This is a genomic window from Kribbella sp. NPDC059898, assembly GCF_042730855.1.
Taxonomy (GTDB): Bacteria; Actinomycetota; Actinomycetes; order Propionibacteriales; family Kribbellaceae; genus Kribbella.
On sequence record NZ_JBHWKR010000017.1, the window covers coordinates 45,459 to 64,275 of the forward strand.

The window sequence follows — 18,817 nt, forward strand, 5'->3', positions numbered from 1 at the left end:
GTTCCGGACGGTTCACGTCCGGAACATGTCAGCCGCGGCGGCGGGAGATCTCGTACAGCGTGACGCCCGCCGCGATGCCCGCGTTCAGCGACTCGGTGGCGCTGGTCATCGGGATCGAGACGATCAGGTCGCAGTTCTCCCGGACCAGGCGGGCGAGGCCCTTGCCCTCGGAGCCGATGACCAGGACGATCGGCTCGGTCGCGGCCTCGAACTCGGGCAGCTCGACCGCACCGTTCATGTCCAGGCCGATCACCAGCAGCCCGGCGTCCTTGTAGGACTTGAGCGCCCGGTTCAGGTTGCCGGCCCGGGCGACCGGGATCCGCGCCGCGGCGCCGGCCGACGTCTTCCACGCCGACGCCGACATCGACGCCGTACGGCGCTCCGGTACGACGACGCCGTGCGCGCCGAACGCGGCCGCCGACCGGGTGATCGCGCCGAGGTTCCGCGGGTCGGTCACGCCGTCGAGCGCGACGATCAGCGGCACCTCGCCGGCGTCGTACGCCCGCTGCGGCAGGTCGTCGGGGTGCGCGTACTCGTACGGCGGGATCTGCAGCGCGACGCCCTGGTGCGCGCCACCCGCGGTGACCCGGTCCAGCTCGGAACGCGGTACCTCGAGCACCGAGACGCCGGTCTCGACCGCGACCAGCAGCGCCTCGCGCAGCCGGGCGTCCCGTTCGGTGCCTTCGGCAACGTGCAGCGCGGCCGCCGGCACGCCGGCGCGGAGCGCCTCGACGACCGGGTTCCGCCCGTACACCCACTCGACCGTCGAGTCAGCGTCCTTGCGGGCCGGCCGGCGGCTGCGCCCCTCGCGTTCCTTGGCGCGCTCGGCCGCCTTCGCCCGCTTGTGCGCCGGGTGCTTGACCCGGTCCACCGCCTTCGGCGTCGGGCCCTTGCCTTCGAGACCGCGGCGAACCCGGCCACCGGAACCGGCCGTCGGGTTGCCCCGCGGCTTCTTCCGGATGGCTCCCTTGCGCTGACTACTGCCTGGCACGTCAGTTTCCTTCGGTTGATACCAGCGACCAACGCGGTCCCTGGGGGGTGTCCTCGATGACGACGCCGAGCGCCTTCAGCTGGTCGCGGACGGCGTCCGCGGCGGCATAGTCCTTGCGGAGGCGGGCAGCCTGGCGCTGCTCGAGCAGGGCCTTCACCAGCCCGTCGACGACCTCGGTCAGCTCGTCGCTGCCGCCGGTGCGCGACACCCACGGCTCGGCCAGCGGATCCAGCCCGAGCACGCCGAGCATCCCGCGCACCGCCGCGAGCGCCTCACGCAGCGCCTCCGAGTCGCCGTCGGCAACCAGCTTGTTGCCGTCGCGGACCGTGTTGTGCAGCACGGCGATCGCGGCCGGCGTCCCCAGGTCGTCGTCCATCGCGGCGGCGAAGTCCGACGGCAGCTCGGCCGCCGGCTCGACCCCGCCGGTCACCTCGGTGGCGCGGTCGACGAACCCCTCGAGTCGCTGGAAGCTCTTCGCCGCCTCGTCGAGCGCCTCGAACGAGAACTCCACCACCGACCGGTAGTGCGACTGCACGAGGTAGTAGCGCAGCTCGATCGGGCGGACCCGCTCGACCACGTTCCGCACGACGGCGCTGTTGCCCATCGACTTCGACATCTTCTCGCCGGCCGTGGTGACCAGCGCGTTGTGCATCCAGAACCGGGCGAACCGCTGCCCGACCGCGGTCGACTGGGCCAGCTCGTTCTCGTGGTGCGGGAACCGGAGGTCCAGCCCGCCGCCGTGGATGTCGAACTCCTCGCCGAGGTACTTCCCGGCCATCGCGGAGCACTCGATGTGCCAGCCCGGGCGGCCGCGGCCCCACGGCGCCGGCCACGAGGCGGTCCGCGGCGTGGCCTCGGTCCAGCCCTTCCAGAGCGCGAAGTCGCGCGGGTCCCGCTTGCCGCGCGGGTCCGCGTCCTCGGCGGGCTCCATGTCGGCGATGTTCTGGTGCGAGAGCTCGCCGTACGCGGGCCAGGACTTCACGTCGAAGTAGACGTCGCCGGACCCGTCGGGCGCGACGTACGCGTGGCCGCGCTCGATCAGCTGCTCGATCAGCTCGAGCATCTCCGGGATGTGCCCGGTGGCGCGCGGCTCGTACGTCGGCGGGCGGCAGCCGAGCACGTCGTACGCCCAGTGCAGCTCGCGCTCGAACTCGTACGCGTGCGCCCACCACGGGACGCCGCGCTCGGCCGACTTGGCGAGGATCTTGTCCTCGATGTCGGTCACGTTCGCGATCACCGTGACCTCGAACCCGGAGCGCTCCAGCCAGCGGCGCAGGACGTCGAAGACCACTTCCTTGTAGATGTGCCCGACATGCGGGGCACCCTGCACCGTCAGCCCACAGTGGTAGATCCCGACCTTGCCCGGATGGACCGGCTCGAAATCCCTCACTGCTGCTGTTGCGGTGTCGTACAAGCGAAGTGTCACCGGTCAAGGGTAACGGGAAGTGGCACCCGTCCTTGACAAGATATCCACAGCACATCTCCGGGAGGACGGGTCAGTGTCGAACCAAGGGCCGTACGGGCCGCCACCAGGGCAGTACCCACCGCCGCCGCAGCAGTATCCCTACCCCGGTCCGCCGCCGCAGCAGCAGTACCCCGGGCCACCGCCGCAGTACGGCCCCCAGTACGGCCCGCAGTACGGCCCTCCGCCGGGACCGCCGAACTGGGGTCCGCCGCCCGGCCCCGGGTTCGGATTCCCCCCGCAGCCGCCCAAGAAGAAGAGGAGCAAGGCTCCCTTCATCGTCGTACCGCTCGTGCTGCTGTTCGGCGCCGTCGGGCTGTTCGTGGTGAGCTCGATCCTCAAGCACAACGGCGACGACACCTACACGCAGCCGGAGCCGACCAGCTCGACGCACCCGACCGAACCGGCGACGACCTCCGCCCCGGCGACCACCCGCCCGACCCAGCCGGCCCGCACCACCGCCACGACGACCACGACGACGACCCAGCCGAGCGCCACCCGGACCACTGCCGCCCCGCCCTCGGACAACGTCATGGTGACCAAGAACCGGGTCTACAAGTCCGGTGTGATGAAGTCGGTGAACTGCCGCGAGCCCGGGTACCGCCCGACCAGTCTCACGAACGCCCGCAAGTACTACGCCGCGGTCCTGACCTGCCTGAACCGCGCCTGGCCGCGCCAGGTGCAGTACGCCGGGGGCCGCTTCCGGCCGCCGAGCCTGATGATCTTCTCCGGCTCCGCGACCAGCCCGTGCGGCGGCAGCAGCGGCGCCGGGATCTCCTTCTACTGCCCGACGAACCAGACGATCTACATGGAAGCCGGCACCGACGTCACGTTCTGGCGGAAGAACGGCAACATCTCGTACCAGAGCGACTGGGTGCGGATGAAGATGGCCGACACGGTGGCCCACGAGTTCGGGCACCACGTGCAGAACATGGTCGGCATCCTGACCGCGTCGTGGAACCTCCGGTACGCGTCGTCGAACACCAAGGCGCTCGAGATCAGTCGCCGTACCGAACTGCAGGCCAGCTGCTTCGGCAACGTGTTCCTTGGCTCCAACCGGTCCACCTTCGGGATCACCGGCGACAAGAAGTACCAGCTGCAGTGGCTGCACTCACACCAGGGCGACGAGTACGGCGTACAGCCCGACCACGGCAGCCGTGCGGTGTACCCGCTGTGGACCAACGCCGGCTGGACCAGCCGGAGCCCGGCGTCCTGCAACACGTTCACCGCGCCCGCGTCGTACGTTCGGTAAATGATGACGGAACGCAAGGTGTAAAGGGTTGATTTCCTCCGAAGTCGGGTAAGACCTCCGCTGAGCGCTTTGTCCGCCCCTCATATCGCTCTGGAGGAGAACCGTGAAGTCCGCCCTTTTCACGGGTGCCGCCGTGACTCTTGGCCTGCTCTTGGCCTCAGTCGGCTCCGCCCAAGCAAGCAACGCCCATCAGCCCACCGCGCAAGCGCGCCAGCACGGCGTCACCGCTGCCGGTGGCGGCTACATGGGCTGGACGAACCCCAAGACGTCCGGCACGGCCGCGACGCCGAGCGTCATGGCTCCGGCCGCCACGGTCGAAGGTATCGACGTGTCCAGCTACCAGGGAAACGTGAACTGGTCCGCGCAGTGGAGCGCCGGTAAGCGCTTCGCCTACACAAAGGCGACCGAAGGCAACTACTACACGAACCCGTACTTCGCCCAGCAGTACAACGGGTCCTACAACGTCGGGATGATCCGTGGCGCCTACCACTTCGCCACGCCGAACGACTCCAGTGGCGCGAACCAGGCGACGTACTTCCTGGCCCACGGCGGTGGCTGGTCCAAGGACGGCAAGACGCTGCCAGGCGCGCTCGACATCGAGTACAACCCGTACGGCGCGACCTGTTACGGGCTGAGCGCGTCCGCGATGGTCAGCTGGATCCGCGACTTCGCCAACACCTACAAGGCGAGGACCGGCCGGGACGTGCCGATCTACACGAACCTGGACTGGTGGAGCCGCTGCACCGGCAACAGCACCGCCTTCAACTCGACGAACCCGCTGTGGGTGGCGAAGTACGCCTCCTCGCCGGGCACGCTGCCGGGCGGCTGGCCGTTCCACACGATCTGGCAGTACAGCTCGAGCCCGATCGACCAGGACCGGTTCAACGGCGACTACAGTCGGCTGCAGGCGCTGGCCAACGGCTAAAAGGGTTGCGGTGGTCGCATAGTCTCGGTCGGTGAGCTACTCGCTGCCGATCGAGACCGACCGCCTGACTCTTCGACGTTACGTCGAGACCGACTACGACGACCTGCTGAAGCTGCAGTCCAACCCGGACGTCACGCGGTTCCTGCTGTACGACGTACGGACGCCCGAGCAGGTCAAAGAGGCCCTCACCGGCAGGTTGGCCGATGTCCCCATGGACACGGACGGTCAAGCGCTCACCGTCGCCGTGACCCTGCGGGACACCGGCCGGCACCTGGGCGAGGTCACGCTGTTCCTGAACAGCACCGAGCAGCGCACCGGCGAGATCGGGTACGTCTTCCATCCCGAGTCGCACGGCCACGGGTACGCCGCGGAGGCCTCGGTGGAACTGCTGCGCCTCGGGTTCGAGGAGCTCGGCCTGCACCGGATCATCGCCCGGCTGGACGTCCGCAACACCGGCTCGGTGAAGCTGTTGCAGCGGCTCGGCCTGCGCCAGGAGGCGCACTTCGTGCAGAACGAGTACCTGAAGGGCGAGTGGACCGATGAACTGGTCTTCGCGATGCTCTACACCGAGTGGGACGACCGCTCGTAAATTTATTTCCATTATGCTGGGGGTCGTGGTCCTCAGTACCGGCACCGTGCCGAGCCAAGCTGTGAAGGTTGCTCCGGCCCGCGCGATCGCGTACCGGAGCTGGACGTCGACCTCAGACTTCCTGGCCGGCCAGCAGTTGGGCACCACGGTCGCCGACGGCGCCCTCACGTTCGGTACGTCGACCGGCACCACGTCGTACGTCGACCCGTTCGGCGACGGCACCGCGAAGACGTACGACCGGACGAGCTGGGTGTCGCCGCCGGTCAGCACCGGCTTCGGGCTGACCGAACTGGTCGCGTCCTGGAACGCCACCACCCCGCCCGGCACCTGGGTCGAGGTGTCGATGGCCGGTACGACGAACCTCGGCACGACGACCAAGTGGTATGTGCTGGGCCGCTGGTCCGGCGGCGACGACACGGCCGCCGGCGACATCCACCGGACCTCGGTACCGAGCCAGGGCGACGCGGACGGATCCGTTGCCGTGGACACCTTTCAGGCCGCGACCGGCAAGTGGCTGGACCGCTGGCAGCTGAAGGTCACGCTGTACCGGCTGAGCGGTACGGCCCAGGCCCCGGTGGTTCGGTCCGTCGGCGCGATGGCGTCGGCGCTCCCCTCCGACAGGAAGGTTGCCGCGAGCCCCCTCGGCGGCGCGGAAGGCGTCGTACTGAACGTTCCGACGTACTCGCAGGAGACACACGTCGGCCAGTACCCGCAGTGGGACGGCGGCGGTGAGGCATGGTGCTCGGCGACCTCGACCGCGATGGTGCTGGACTACTGGGGTGCCGGTCCGGCAGCGGCCGAGACCGCGTGGGTGGATCCGTCGTACACCGACCCGCAGGTGGACCACTCGGCGCGCTCGGTCTTCGACTACGCGTACGACGGGGCGGGCAACTGGCCGTTCAACACGGCCTACGCCGGGTCCCGCGGCGTGGACGCGTTCGTCACGCGGCTGCGGTCGCTGACCGAGGCGGAGCAGTTCATCAAGGCCGGGATCCCGTTGATCGCGTCGTTGTCGTTCAAGAAGGGCGACCTGCCGGGCGCGGGGTACGGGACGAACGGGCACCTGATGGTGATCGTCGGGTTCGACCAGGCCGGCAACGTGATCGTCAACGACCCCGCGTCGCATCTGATCGCCAGCAACGACCAGGTGCGGACGACGTACGACCGGACCGCGTTCGAGAACGCGTGGGTGCCGCACTCGGGCGGACTCGTCTACGTGGTGCATCCGGAAGGTACGGCGTTGCCCGCGCCTTCGGACCCGCAACACAACTGGTGAGACGACAGAGCCCGCCACGCCGGGGCGGCGTGGCGGGCTCTGTTCTTTCAGACCTCAGCGGGCGAACAGTGCGCCTGTCAGGTTCGTGGTGAGGTTGCGGAGCGAGTCCGGCAGGTACTGCAGGTGCCAGCCGCCCGGGCCGCGGTACCAGGGGAAGCCCTCGTCCTCCACGCCCGGTGTGGAGTCCGTGGCAACCAGTGCGTCGATCCAGCGCTCCGAGCCGCCGAGCACGACGGCGTACGGCAGCGCCCGCGAGCACAGGTCGACCGCCTGGTCGGCCGGGAGCTCGCTGACGTCCATCTCCAGCAGCTCACCGCGGATCGCGGCGACCTGACCGAGGACGCGACCGGCGGCCGGGGCCTTGGCCGGCATGTAGCGGCCGATCACCAGCAGACCGACGCCGACCAGCGTGATCGCGATCCCGAGCAGACCCCAGGTCGACAGCAGCGCCGGCAGGACGGTCGCGATCACGCCGACCACGGTGGTCCCGATGCCGATCGTCGCCCACAGCGAACGGGTCCGGTCCGGACGCTCGGTGAACCAGCCGCGCTTCACGACACCGTCGTACAGCGCGTCCTGGACCTGGTCGAGACCGGCGCGGACCTGCTTGCCGAGCTCGGAGACCAGCACCGAGTCGGCGTCGCCGAAGATCGCCCGGATCAGGACGTTCTCGTACCGGTGCAGCTCCTCGGCCGGCGCGTTCGTGACCCGGCGCAGCTCCCAGTCGCCGCGGGCGTACTCGCTGCGCTTGTCCAGCTCGACGATCGTGATGTGGCCGCGGACCGCGAGGTCGATGATCGTCGCGGTCACGTCGACCGGGTCGATCCGCTCGTCGATCAGCGTGCCGACCTCACCGGGCCGCAGGCCGGACGGCGGCGTGAAGTCGATCCGCGCGTCGGTGCCGAGGCTGAACAGCGACGCCGGTACGACCCGCCGCGGGTCCACCTGGTCGCGGCCGCGGAGCCGGTACAGCACGCCGAGCGCGATCGCGCCCAGCAGCAGCACCAGCAGCGCGGTGATCAGCTGCGCGGCGTCGGTGGAGAAGGCGCGCTTGAAGGTGTGCCGGTACTCGACGATCGTGTTCGCCGCGATCTGGTCCTTCGGGAAACCGACGATCATCCGAACCGTGTTGCCCGGCGGCAGCGCGGTCTGCTTGAACGTCGGGCCGGACGTCTCGCCGATCTGCGCCAGCGAACACGGGACGTTGCTGTTCACCGGGCCGGCGAAACAGGCGACGTGCGTCACGTCCGGGACGCTGAAGACCGCGTTCACCTCCTGGATCGGGATGCTGATCCCGGTCAGTGGCGCGAACTGCACCTCGGTGCCGTCCAGCGTCTTCGACACCGCGCCCTTCACGGTGTACGTGAAGTCGAGCTCCGTCGTACTGCTGGTCACGTCCGGGACCGCGATCGACGTGACGTCGCCGTCCGTCTTCACCTCGGTCTTCTTGTCCTGGCCGCCGGCCTTGACCTGCAGGTCGCCGATCTCCTGGACGTGGTCGATGTCGTTGTCCAGGTGGTCACGGGTCACCACGAACCGGGTGAAGGTCCCGTTCACGTTGCTCAGCTTCCAGGTCTCCGAAACCCGGAGCAGGCCGTCACGCTCGACCCGGACCTGACTGTCGTAGTTGGTGACCACCGGGTCGGCGGTCGCGCTGCTTCCGGCCGCGGCACCGGTCCCGGCCGCGCCCGCGGGGACAGCGGACAGGCCGAGCAGGCCGAGGGCACACAGGGAGAGCCCGAGGAGACGTAGACGCATCGCCCAATCACACCGTAGAGAGAGGGTCAGGTTGACACCGGGCACCCTAGCGTCCGCCGGGTGTCAGGCACGCAACGGGGCACCCGGACCGGCGCCGAAGTTGAGCCCGCACTCCGGTAGCGTCTCGGGGGTGTCAGGCAACCAATGGGGACCACCGCCCGGTCAGCAGTACCCACCGCAGCAGCCACAGCAACCGTGGCAGCAGGGGCCTGGGTACGGCGGAACACCGCCGCCTGGCCGTCCGCCGTACCAGGGGCCTCCGCAGGGACCGCCGTACCAAGGGCCACCTGGTTACCCAGGGCAACCAATTCCGGGACAGCCGCAGCAGTTCGGCTGGGGCGCGGCGCCCGGTGGACCACGGCCGCCGAAGAAGAAGGGCCGCGGCCCACTGATCGCCGTACTGGTGGTTCTTGGCGTGCTGGTGATCGGCGGTACTGCGTTGAAGGCGCTCTCGTCGGCGCTGAAGCACAACAGCGACCCGGTATCCGAGCCGAGCATCACGACGACGTACAGCCCGACCGAGCCGACGGAACCGACCGAGGCGCCGTCGACGCGGGGTGAGCCGACCACCACGCAGTCCACCACCCAGCCGACCCGCCCGACGGCCAGCCGGCAGACGACGACCACGTCGAAGCCAACGACCAACCCAGGCCCTTCAGACAGCGACCTGGTCGTGAAGAACGCCCTGTACAAGACCGGTGTGATGTCGTCGGTGCGCTGCAGAGAGGTCAGCGCACGGCCTAGCAGCGCAGCCGGTGCCAGGGCGAACTACAAGAACCTGCTGGGCTGTCTGAACAAGGCCTGGGCGCCGATGGTCGCCAAAGCCGGCGGACGGTTCCGTGCGCCACACGTGATCACGTTCAGCGGGTCGGTGTCGTCGCCGTGCGGCACCCACTCGGACGCCAACCCGCCGTTCTTTTGCGGTACCAACGACACCATCTACATGAACCTCACCGAGGACACCGGCAACTACAACCGGTACCCGGAGAGCTACCAGAAGGTGTGGGCGCGGATGTGGATGCTGCACCAGATGGCCCACGAGTACGGGCACCACGTACAGAACAACATGGGCATCCTGCAGGCGTACGCGCGGATCCGGTACGAGCGGCCGAACTACGCGATGGAACTTCAGGACAGCCGGCGGCTCGAACTCCAGGCCTCCTGCTTCTCGGACATCTTCATCGGCGCGAACAAGAGCAGCTACCCCGTCACCGGGCAGTCGCAGGTCCAGTGGCGCTGGCTGATCGGCCACGTCACCGACCTGAACAACGACCACGGCGACGCCAACAACCACCAGTACTGGGCGCTGCGCGGCTACAACGCCCGCGACCCACGCGTCTGCAACACCTGGTCCGCGTCGGCCGGCAAGGTCCAGTGAGAGCACGGTCCGATCACTCCTGCCGAACCAACTGCCGGGCGACCTGCCGAACTAGCTAGCCTGGTGGGTCCGGATCGCGCAAAGTATGTGCCGGGGGAGGCGGCTTCGGCGCCCCACCAACGAGCTACGCCGAGCAAGGTCGTGAGGAGCATCGATGTCGGACAACTGGAACCAGCCCCCCGAGGGCGACCCGGCTGAACCCCAGCCGGACCGCCCACAGGAGCCCGTTCCTGACCACCCCACCCCCACCCCACCACCCCCAGGCACACCCGCCCCTGGTGGCCCCGGGAGGTCCGGCCACGGTGGTCCAGGCGCATCCGGCCCAGGCGGACCCGGCGCGGGCGGATCCGGCAGGTCCGGTCCAGGCACCCCGGGTTCAGGCACCCCCGGGCCGGGCAGCCAGGGCACGTCCGGTCACGGTGCCTATGGCTCCGGTCAGAACAACCCCGGCGCACCCACCCAGTACGGCCCCAACACCGGCAACCCCGGCGCGGGCACGCCTGGCGTGAGCGGTCCCGGCAACGCAGGCCCCGGCGTACCTGGTGGACCAGGTGGGCCTGGGGGCTCTGGCGGGTACAGCGCTGGGGGTGCGGGTGGCTCCGGTGGGTCCGGGGCTGGTGGACAGGGTTCGGGGAAGCCGGGGTCTGGGGAGAGTTGGTTCTCCCGGCGTGGGCCTGAGGCGAGTGGTTCGGGTCAGGACGGGTCTGGCGCTTCCGGTGGTTCCGGGAGCGGGCAGGGGTCGTCCGGTGGGTGGTTCGGGTCGCGGGACAACGAACGCGGTCCCCAGGCGCCGGCTTCTGGTGAACAGCCGGCTGGTGGTGACGGACAGGGCTCCAGTTGGTGGAGCGCCGACAACCAGGCCAAGCGCGAGTTCCAGAACCCGGGTCAACCCGACGCCCCCGCCAACAACTGGTTCGACGGCGGCTGGGACCCCAACCGCCGAGAACACCCCGATCAACCAGACAACCCGTCCTCCCCCAACCACCCCGGCCCCGCCCGCACGCCACGCACACCCACCGGCGGCGCCACACCAGGCCAGTACGGCCCAGGCCAACCAGGCCCCGGCGGTCCCACCTCCGGCCCGTCCGGCCCCGGCCCGTCCGGCCCTGGTCAAGCGGGCCCCGGTCAACCAGGCCCCAGTCAGGCAGGCCCCAGTCAGGCTGGCTCCGGGCAGGCAGGTGACGGCTCCTTCGGCCCTGGTCAAGCAGGTCCCGGTGGTCCCGCCTCCGGCCCGTTCGGCCCCGGTCAGGCAGGCACCGGCTCCGGCTCATTCGGCCCCGGTCAGGCGGGCTCCGGTCAGGCAGGCGACGGCTCCTTCGGCCCCGGTCAGACGGGCTCTGGCTCCGGCTCATTCGGGCCCGGTCAAACAGGCTCCGGTCAAGCGGGCCCCGGCCCAGGTCAACCGGGCCTAGGTCAGCCAGGCCCAGGTGAATCGGGCACCGGCGGCGCTACCTCCGGCTGGTACAACCCCGGCGTACCAGGTGCTGGCCGGCCGACGTCGGGTCAGCCCGGCCAGGGCCAACCCGGTGGTGGACCGTTCGCACCCGGGCAGTCCGGACCGAGCCAGTTCGGTGGCGGGCAGTCCGGGCCGAGCCAGTCGGGCTCAGGCCAGCCGGCCTCAGGGCAGTCGGGCTCAGGGCAGTCGGGCTCAGGGCAGTCGGGCTCAGGCCAGTCGGGCTCTGGCCAGGGTGGGGCTGGTCAGGGTGGGGCTGGGGAGTTTGGTGGGCAGGGCGACGAGAGGGAGGCTTGGCGGGCTAATCCGGATTGGGCTCCTTCCAAGCCGGCTTGGTCGCAGGCGGAGTCGGGTGAGTCTGGTTCGGGTACCTCTGAGTTGTGGCAGCCCAACCAGGGGCAGTCGGGGACGAACGGACCGGACCCGTGGCAGCCGCGGCCTTCCTGGTCCGAGCCGCCGGAGTCTGGTCAGCCGCAGGACGGTTCGTCCGGTACGCCGGCCGGCAGCAGCTCCGGTACGTCGTCCGCCGGCAACTCTCGTACGCCGGACGGGTCGGGTACTTCGCGCGACGACTCGTACACGGGCGGATCCGCGCAGGGCCCCTCGTGGGGTTCGCAGTCCGGTGAGACGGGCAGCGGAAGCTCCCAGGGCGCCGGCTCGCAGCCGGGCGAACTGTGGGGCAGCCGCTCGACGGGCGGCGGCTCGCAGCCGGGTGCGGCGTGGGGCGACAGCTCGCAAGGCGGCAGTCCACAGGCCGGCACCTCCCAGCCCGGCACCTCCCAGGGCGGCGGCTCCCAGGGGGATGGTGAGGGTGGGGAGGGCGGCGGGGGTTGGGGTAACCAGTCTTGGACGTTGCAGGCTGGGGGGCGGTCGGAGTCGAGTGCTTGGCAGGCTTCGCCTTCGCAGCAGGAGCCTCGGCAGCAGGCGGGGCCGCATTCTGAGGGGTCTTATCTGTGGGGAACGCAGGGGAATCAGGAGCAGCAGGCGGCTTCGCCTTGGAGTAATGCGTTGCCGCCGCAGAATCAGCAGGGCGGTGGGCGGCACTCCGCTGGGCAGTCATCCGAGGCGGGGCAGGGCATGTGGGGCGCCCAGGCAGGGCAGGGTCCTCACGGTGGACAAGGCTCAGCTGGTGGGCCCGGCGGTGGTGGGCCTGGCGGACCCGGCTCGGGTGGTGGGCCTGGCGGTCATGGTGGGCAGATTGGGCCTATGGGGCAGCCTGTGCAGCAGGCGCCTACGTGGCAGTACCCGCCGATTCCTATTCCGCAGCCTCCGGGTGGCCGGCGCCGCCGGAAGAAGAAGCTGACGCGGCCGTTGCTGATCGGGATCGTTGCGTTGGCCGTGCTCGTGCTCGCGACCGGGATCACGCTGATCGTCCGTAGTGTCGGTGGCGGCGACGCGGAAGCGAAGCAGAGCCCGACCGCACCGGCCTCGACGACGCCTTCGGAGTCGCCGTCCCCGACGCCTTCCTCGCCGACGCCGACCGGTCCGCGGGGGCCGACGGTGGACGAGGTGGTGAAGGGGAGCCGGCTGTACACGATCGGTCCGGTGGCGGCGTCGAAGTGTGTGGAGCCGGCGTTCGCGCCGGCGACCGTGCCGGCCACGCAGCAGTACTACACCCGGCTGATGCTGTGCCTGAACCGGACCTGGTGGCTGGCGATGAAGAAGGCGAACCTGCCGTTCCGGAGCCCGAAGGCGGTCGTGTACGTCGGCAAGCTGTCGTCGCCGTGCGGGATGCAGCGCAGTGTCCGGGCGGCGTACTGCCTGGCGAACGAGACGATCTACCTGCCGTTCACGGTCGACAGCGTGAACTACACGAAGAACCCGGTCTACGCGCGGGCGATCATGCTGAACACGTTCGCCCACGAGTACGGGCACCACGTGCAGAAGCTGAGCGGGATCCTCGCGTCGTCACTGACCCGGCAGAAGAGCATGAACCCGACGCAGCAGCTGACCGAGAGCCGGCGGCGTGAGCTGCAGGCGACCTGCCTGGGCGCGGTCTACCTCGGCGCGAACGCCCAGTTCACCCCGATGTCCGGCCCGTTGCTCGCGAACTGGAAGCTCCTGATCGCGCACATGGGCGACGACTACGCCGTACCGCGTGGGCACGACCACGGCAACCGGGTGAGCAACTACCAGTGGTCGATCGCGGGCTACAACAGCAAGCAGCCCAACTCCTGCAACACCTTCACGGCCGCGCCCGTACGGGTCAACTGAGACAAAGAGCCGGCCCATCACGACGATGGGCCGGCTCTTGGCGCGTCTTAGCCGAACAGCCGCCGCGCGTTGCTCAGCGAGCCGCCGAACGACGTGACGAAGTTGCTCAGCGACTCCCCGATGTTCGAGAGGTGCCAGTTCTCCGGGCCGGAGTACCAGCCGATGCCCTCGTCCGGGTCGTCGTCGTCATCGGTCGCCGCGATCTCCAGCGCCCACTTCTCGGTCAGCCCGAGTACGGCGGCGTACGGCAGGCACCGGGACGCGAACTCGAGCCGACTGCCCGCCGGCAGGTCCGCGGAGGTCTCGTTGGCCAGGTAGTGCTGCAGACCGAACACCCGGCCCAGTACGGCGGCACCGCGCGCGGTACGGGCCGGTGCGGCCTGGCCGACCAGTGCGAGCACCAGCCCGGCCGCCATCACGGCGAACCCGACCAGGGCGAACTTGCTGACGATGGCGAGCACGATCGTCAGTACGACGCCCGCACCGAGCAGCACCACGCCCGCCGTGGTCCAACGGTTCCGTACGGCGTCCGGGCGGTTGTTGAACCAGCCCTGCGTGACGACGTCGGCGTACAGCTGCTCCCGGACCAGGTTGAGCCGCGGCCGGAGCGAGTGCCCGAGGGCGGACACGAGTACGGAGTCGCCGTCCGCGAACACCGCGTCCAGCAGCGCCTTCTCGTACGCGAGCAGCTCTGGGCCGCCCGGGTGCAGCCGCTTGAGCTCCCAGTCGAGCTTGCCGAAGTGCGAGTCCCGTGGCTGCTCGACGATCGTCAGGTAGTTGCGGACGGCAAGGTCCAGCAGGGTCGCGGTGATGTCGACGACGTCGGCCGACTCGTCCACCACGGTGCCGACCTGGCCGGGCCGGATGCCGTCCGGCGCGGCGAACTGCGGCCCGTCGGCGCCGTCGAGCACCGGGCGCTCCGGCGCGCCGTGGCCGACCTTGGCGGCGTCGCGGCCGCGGAAGAACCAGAGGCCGACGGCGCCGAGCAGCCCGAGGCCGAAGATCAGGATCGCGAGCCCGCCGGTGGTCGAGTCGACGGTGAACGCCCGGCTGAGCGACCACGGCGTCGTGTACTTCGCGTTCGCCTGCACCGTGGCCTGGTCGCTCAGCCCGGTCAGGAACGTCACCCGGCCGGCCGCCGGTACGCCGTTCTGCTGGATCTCGAGCTCGGCGGACTCCCCCAGCTGCGACGTCGTACACGGCATGCTCGAGCCGGAACGGCCGGCGAAGCAGGTCACCCAGGTCGCGAACGGGACACTGATGTTCAGCTTGGCCTCGGGGATCGACACGCCGAAGCCCTGTACGACCGGCCAGCTCACCTCGCGGCCGTCGACCGAGTCGGCGACCACGTTGTCCACGGTGTAGTTGTAGACGATCTGGGACTTCCCGGAGACGTTCAGCGTCAGCTCGCGGCCGTCGTCGACGCTCTGGTTCTGGAAGCCCTGCGCGGGCTGCCCGTTCACCGTCGCTGACACGTCCTTGAGGTCGTACGTCCGGTCCCGCTCGGCGTCGGCGCGGACCCGGGTGGCCAGCGTCCGGCTGAACGTCGTACCGCCGGCGGCCAGGTCCACGGTCTCCTTGACCTGCAGCTGACCGTCCTTGGTCAGGGTCGCGTCCGCGGTGTACGCCGTGATCTGGTCGTCCGCCGTCACGGCGGCCTGGGCGGACACCGGGCTCAGGGCAACGAACAGGGCGGCGACCGGGGCGGTCAGGGACATCAGGAGGGCAGCCGGAAGGAGGCGGCGCTTCGGTGACATGGGTCGAGGGTAGTCTCGTGCCGGTTCGTGCAGCGAACCCGACAGACCGCGTGACCCGACCGCAGGGAGGCCAAGAGCTGTGAGCAGCCCGTACGGCTACGGTGGCCAGCAGCAAGGCCCGCCACAGGGCCGCCCGTTGGGCCCGCCGCCTGGCGTCCTCCCGCCGCCGCAGTCCGCACCGTGGCCCCAGCAACAAGGTCAAGCACCGCACCAAGGCCAGTTCCAGGGCCAGTTCCAGGGCCAGCCGTACGGCGGTCCCGGCCACTTCAACGGGTTCCAGCCGCCGTCCCGCCGGGACAGCTCGTTCCGCTTGGTGCTGCTCGGTTTCTCGCTGCTCGTGGTCATCGGCATCGCCGCGGCGATCATGGCGATCGTCTTGTGGACCGGCGGCAGCACCTCCACCGCCTCCGGGCCGGTGGAGCCCAAGCTGACCGGTCCGTCGATCGTGCCGACGCCGACCACCAACCCGGAGAAGGGGACCGCCGAGGACTTCCTGCTGAACGCGGACGTCTACCGGACCGGCCCGCTGCCGGAACAGAACTGCAAGTCGGCCGACCTCGGCAACGGTGGCCTGGCCGCGCAGAAGGTCTACTACCAACGCCTCTTCAAGTGCCTGAACGACGCCTGGCGCCCGGTCTTCCACGAGCTCGGGCAGGACAAGCCGGACCCCGGGCTGGTCGTCTTCGACAAGCCGGTGCAGACCGCCTGCGGGAACTTCGAGCCGCTGTCCGGCCGGGTCCTGGCGTTCTACTGCTACGGCAACCAGATCATGTACGTCGACGTGAAGCAGATGGACAAGGCCTTCGGTCCCAAGGAGGACCTGGCCTACCTGATGACGATCGCGCACGAGTACGGCCACCACGTGCAGGGTGTGACCGGCCTGTTCTACGCGCGGGCGGCGTACCTGCAGGACCACCCGGACCAGAAGCTGGAGAGCTCGCGGCGGAACGAACTGCAGGCGTCCTGCTTCGGCGGCGTGTTCAGCCGGGCGGTGGCGAAGACGTACCCGTTGACCAACCGGCTGAACGAGTTCAAGGAACAGTCCAGCAACAGCTTCGGTGAGTCGCCGGACACCCCGGAGGACGAGCGTACGCACGGTCTCGCCACCAGCCAGGGGTTCTGGATCCAGAACGGGTTCAACGTCGGCGCGAACAAGGCCTGCGACACCTTCGCGGTATCGGCGGATCTGGTGAAGTGACGGGCCGCCTGATCGGGGGCCGCTACCTGTTGGGGGAATCGCTCGGCTCGGGCGGTATGGGCTCGGTCTGGCGTGCCCACGACCAGCAACTGGACCGTACGGTCGCGCTCAAGCGGGCGCATCCTGGTGTCGACGACCAGGACGGGCGCCGACTGCGGCGCGAGGCCCGCACCGGGGCCCGGCTGCACGATCCGCACGTGGTGACGATCTTCGACGTGGTGTCGGACGGCGAGGAGCACTGGCTGGTGCTGGAGTACCTGCCGTCGCGGAGCCTGGACGAACTGGGGACGTTGCCGGTCGACGAGGTGAAGCGGATCGGCGCGCAGATCGCGTCCGCGCTCCGGGCGGTGCACGCGGCCGGCATCCTGCATCGGGACCTGAAGCCGGCGAACGTCCTGGTCACCGCGGACGGTACGGCGAAGCTCGCGGACTTCGGGATCTCGCAGCGGTTGTGGGCCGACGCGACGCTCACCGACAGCGCCTCGGTCGGTACGCCGACGTACCTCGCCCCGGAAGTGGCCGACGGCAACGACCCGACCACCGCGTCCGACGTGTTCGCGCTGGGCGCGGTGCTCTACAGTGCGCTCGAAGGCCACTCGCCGTTCGGCAGCGACCCGAACCCCTTGGCGGTCCTGCGACGCTCGGCCCGCGGCGAGATCGACCCACTCCGCCACGGCGGCGAGCTGACCCCGCTGATCACCAAGATGCTCGCGGTCGACCCAGCAGCCCGCCCCACCATCGACCAAGTGGTCCACGAGCTGGGCGGTACGAAGCCCACGCCCGCCCGACCGCGCAGACGATGGGTCATCCCCGTGGTCGCCGCGAGCACAGCCGTAGTAGCAGTGCTGGGCGTACTGATCGGGAAGGCTGCCTCGGAGCCTTCGCAACCCTCCAGCGCACCACCAACGACAACCTCGTCGACACCAGCCACCAGCCCCGTCGGCGACCCCCTGACCGTCGACCCATGCGCGCTGATCGACGAGACCTCCCTGGCCAAGTTCGGCCAGACAACCCTGGAACCCGACTACGGCAACTTCGACCGCTGCGACGTGATCGTGACCGGCAAGGGCGACCAGGAGGTCAACGTACGGGCAGAACTGAACCTGCCCGGCACAGTGACAGCGAGAGGCGACGTACAGCAGTTCACCGGCAACCTGCGGACCGTGACCCGGGAGAAGTCCGGCGGCAACGGCTGCGAGCGCGTACTGGTGCTGTCCGACCGTACGCAGATCCAGGTGGTCGCCAAGCACACGCACGGGTCCGGGATGAACGTCTGCGGGATGGCGGATGCCGTTACCCAGAAGGCGATCGACGTACTGCGGGCAGGCCCGATCCCTCGCCGTACGACGCCGTTGCCGGCCACCTCGCTGGCGCACGTCGACGCGTGCACGCTGCTGGACCGCAAGGCGCTCAAGCTGATCCCGGGTGTCGGCACGTCCCCGCCGGACAGGTCGTTCGGCAACTGGAGATGCGGCTGGGACAGTACGACGACCGACCTCGAGGTGGACCTGTACTTCGACCGGGACCAGCCGGGCTCGACGGACGGGCAGGCGCTGACGATCAGCGGGCGGTCCGCGATCCTGTCGAACGAGAACGACGGCCCGGACACGTGTGCGGTGGTGACCGTCTTCCGGGAGTTCGTCGACGCGGACGGGCAGGACCAGGAGGAGCTGGTGACGATGTCCGTCGCCGGTACGGCGAAGGCCGTCACGCTGTGCGGACTGGCGACGAAGCTGGCCGAGGCCGCCGGTCCGAAGCTCCCGAAGGCGTGACGATGGAGGCGATCCGCAGGCTCCCCCAGGACCAGCGCAGTCTGGCAAGCGGCGTACCTGACGCACGCCCAGGCACCATCTACGTGCTGAGCGTCGAGGGCGGAGTCAGCGCCGACCCTGGTGCGCAACGGACCATCCTGTTCGGACGGAACCGGTCAGAGGTGCACGTGTCGGTCGGGGAGGACGACCAGCGCGTCAGCCGCATGCACGGGTCCATCAGTTACCGGGGCGGTCAGTGGTGGGTCGCAGTGACTGGCCGGCTGCCGGTGCGGTTCCCACGCGAGCAGATGCTGTTCGGCGGCGAGGACCCGATGCCTCTCGCTCCTGGTTACACCCCGCTGTTCGTCCAGGGCTCCAGCGGCCGCGAGCACCTCCTGCAGGTGTACGTCGTCGGCGACAGCGGCAGCCGTCCCGTACTGCGACCCCGTGACCCAACGCAGCCCCCGCGCACCTGGCAGCTCTCGCCTCCGGAGAAGCTGGCGCTGATCGTGGTCGGCCAGCGGTACCTCCTGCACGACCTGCACCCGTTGCCGCGCTCCTGGCGGCAGGCCGCCGACCAGCTCGCGGAGCTGCAGCCCGGCGAGAACTGGACGGCCAAGCGGGTCGAACACCTGGTGTCGAACGTACGCACCCGCCTGTCGCGGGACGGCGTACCGGGGCTGACCCGTGACGAGGTCGGTGAGCCGGTCGGCAACGCGTTGAACGACAACCTGTTCCGGGCGCTGCTGCTGACGACCACGCTGGTCCCGCGGGACCTCGACGTACTGGACGAATGAGCTCGGGAGGGGTCCC

At 69.8% G+C, this 18,817-nt stretch carries 14 protein-coding genes; 9 read left to right on the plus strand and 5 right to left on the minus strand.

The annotated features are described in order from the left end of the window. Nucleotides 1–28: 28 nt before the first annotated feature. Both rlmB and cysS read right to left on the minus strand, forming a co-directional pair. Nucleotides 29–991 carry a 23S rRNA (guanosine(2251)-2'-O)-methyltransferase RlmB gene (gene rlmB, locus ACFV9C_RS37375; RefSeq protein WP_380201362.1) on the minus strand — a complete coding sequence of 321 codons (963 nt, stop codon included), beginning with the start codon at nucleotides 989–991 and terminating at the stop codon, nucleotides 29–31. 1 nt (nucleotide 992) lies between these two features. Continuing rightward, complete coding sequence (gene cysS / locus ACFV9C_RS37380) at nucleotides 993–2,417, minus strand: cysteine--tRNA ligase (protein ID WP_380201364.1); 1,425 nt, start codon at nucleotides 2,415–2,417, stop codon at nucleotides 993–995. A gap of 73 nt (nucleotides 2,418–2,490) precedes the next feature. On the opposite strand from cysS, the gene ACFV9C_RS37385 reads away from it, so the two are divergent. The 4 genes from ACFV9C_RS37385 to ACFV9C_RS37400 all read left to right on the plus strand — a co-directional run bounded on the left by ACFV9C_RS37385 (nucleotide 2,491) and on the right by ACFV9C_RS37400 (nucleotide 6,495). After that, nucleotides 2,491–3,705 (plus strand): neutral zinc metallopeptidase, encoded by a 1,215-nt coding sequence (locus ACFV9C_RS37385; protein ID WP_380201366.1) that lies wholly within the window; start codon nucleotides 2,491–2,493, stop codon nucleotides 3,703–3,705. Nucleotides 3,706–3,808: 103 nt separating this feature from the next. After that, nucleotides 3,809–4,630 (plus strand): lysozyme, encoded by an 822-nt coding sequence (locus tag ACFV9C_RS37390; protein ID WP_380201368.1) that lies wholly within the window; start codon nucleotides 3,809–3,811, stop codon nucleotides 4,628–4,630. 31 nt (nucleotides 4,631–4,661) lie between these two features. Then, nucleotides 4,662–5,219 (plus strand): GNAT family N-acetyltransferase, encoded by a 558-nt coding sequence (locus tag ACFV9C_RS37395; protein WP_380201370.1) that lies wholly within the window; start codon nucleotides 4,662–4,664, stop codon nucleotides 5,217–5,219. A gap of 25 nt (nucleotides 5,220–5,244) precedes the next feature. Then, nucleotides 5,245–6,495, plus strand: a complete 1,251-nt coding sequence (locus ACFV9C_RS37400) for a peptidase C39 family protein (protein ID WP_380201372.1) — start codon at nucleotides 5,245–5,247, stop codon at nucleotides 6,493–6,495. A 54-nt stretch (nucleotides 6,496–6,549) separates the two neighbouring features. On the opposite strand, the gene ACFV9C_RS37405 is transcribed toward ACFV9C_RS37400, so the two are convergent. Next, nucleotides 6,550–8,253 carry a DUF2207 domain-containing protein gene (locus ACFV9C_RS37405; protein WP_380201374.1) on the minus strand — a complete coding sequence of 568 codons (1,704 nt, stop codon included), beginning with the start codon at nucleotides 8,251–8,253 and terminating at the stop codon, nucleotides 6,550–6,552. Between the two features lie 130 nt (nucleotides 8,254–8,383). Here ACFV9C_RS37405 and ACFV9C_RS37410 point away from each other — a divergent pair, with 130 nt between their 5' ends. Further along, a complete protein-coding gene (locus ACFV9C_RS37410) occupies nucleotides 8,384–9,631 on the plus strand; it encodes a neutral zinc metallopeptidase (protein ID WP_380201376.1) in 1,248 nt (415 codons plus the stop codon). Between the two features lie 376 nt (nucleotides 9,632–10,007). Here the strand turns inward: ACFV9C_RS37410 and ACFV9C_RS37415 are convergent, their stop codons facing one another. Next, entirely contained in the window at nucleotides 10,008–10,835 is an 828-nt protein-coding gene (locus ACFV9C_RS37415) for a pentapeptide repeat-containing protein (RefSeq protein WP_380201378.1), read from the minus strand. A 1,455-nt stretch (nucleotides 10,836–12,290) separates the two neighbouring features. Here ACFV9C_RS37415 and ACFV9C_RS37420 point away from each other — a divergent pair. Then, nucleotides 12,291–13,298, plus strand: coding sequence for a neutral zinc metallopeptidase (locus ACFV9C_RS37420; protein ID WP_380201380.1), 1,008 nt, complete (start codon nucleotides 12,291–12,293; stop codon nucleotides 13,296–13,298). A gap of 47 nt (nucleotides 13,299–13,345) precedes the next feature. On the opposite strand, the gene ACFV9C_RS37425 is transcribed toward ACFV9C_RS37420, so the two are convergent. After that, the gene (locus ACFV9C_RS37425; RefSeq protein WP_380201382.1) at nucleotides 13,346–15,055 is read right to left on the minus strand and encodes a DUF2207 domain-containing protein; all 1,710 of its coding nucleotides are present in this window, start codon (nucleotides 15,053–15,055) and stop codon (nucleotides 13,346–13,348) included. A 79-nt stretch (nucleotides 15,056–15,134) separates the two neighbouring features. Between ACFV9C_RS37425 and ACFV9C_RS37430 the strand changes: the two genes are divergently transcribed. The 3 genes from ACFV9C_RS37430 to ACFV9C_RS37440 are packed head-to-tail and all read left to right on the plus strand — an operon-like array spanning nucleotide 15,135 to nucleotide 18,801. After that, nucleotides 15,135–16,253 carry a neutral zinc metallopeptidase gene (locus ACFV9C_RS37430; protein WP_380201384.1) on the plus strand — a complete coding sequence of 373 codons (1,119 nt, stop codon included), beginning with the start codon at nucleotides 15,135–15,137 and terminating at the stop codon, nucleotides 16,251–16,253. Next, complete coding sequence (locus tag ACFV9C_RS37435) at nucleotides 16,250–18,025, plus strand: protein kinase (RefSeq protein ID WP_380201387.1); 1,776 nt, start codon at nucleotides 16,250–16,252, stop codon at nucleotides 18,023–18,025. The genes ACFV9C_RS37430 and ACFV9C_RS37435 overlap by 4 nt, the downstream gene beginning before the upstream one ends. Before the next feature lie 2 nt (nucleotides 18,026–18,027). Then, complete coding sequence (locus tag ACFV9C_RS37440) at nucleotides 18,028–18,801, plus strand: hypothetical protein (RefSeq protein WP_380201389.1); 774 nt, start codon at nucleotides 18,028–18,030, stop codon at nucleotides 18,799–18,801. Nucleotides 18,802–18,817 lie beyond the last annotated feature (16 nt).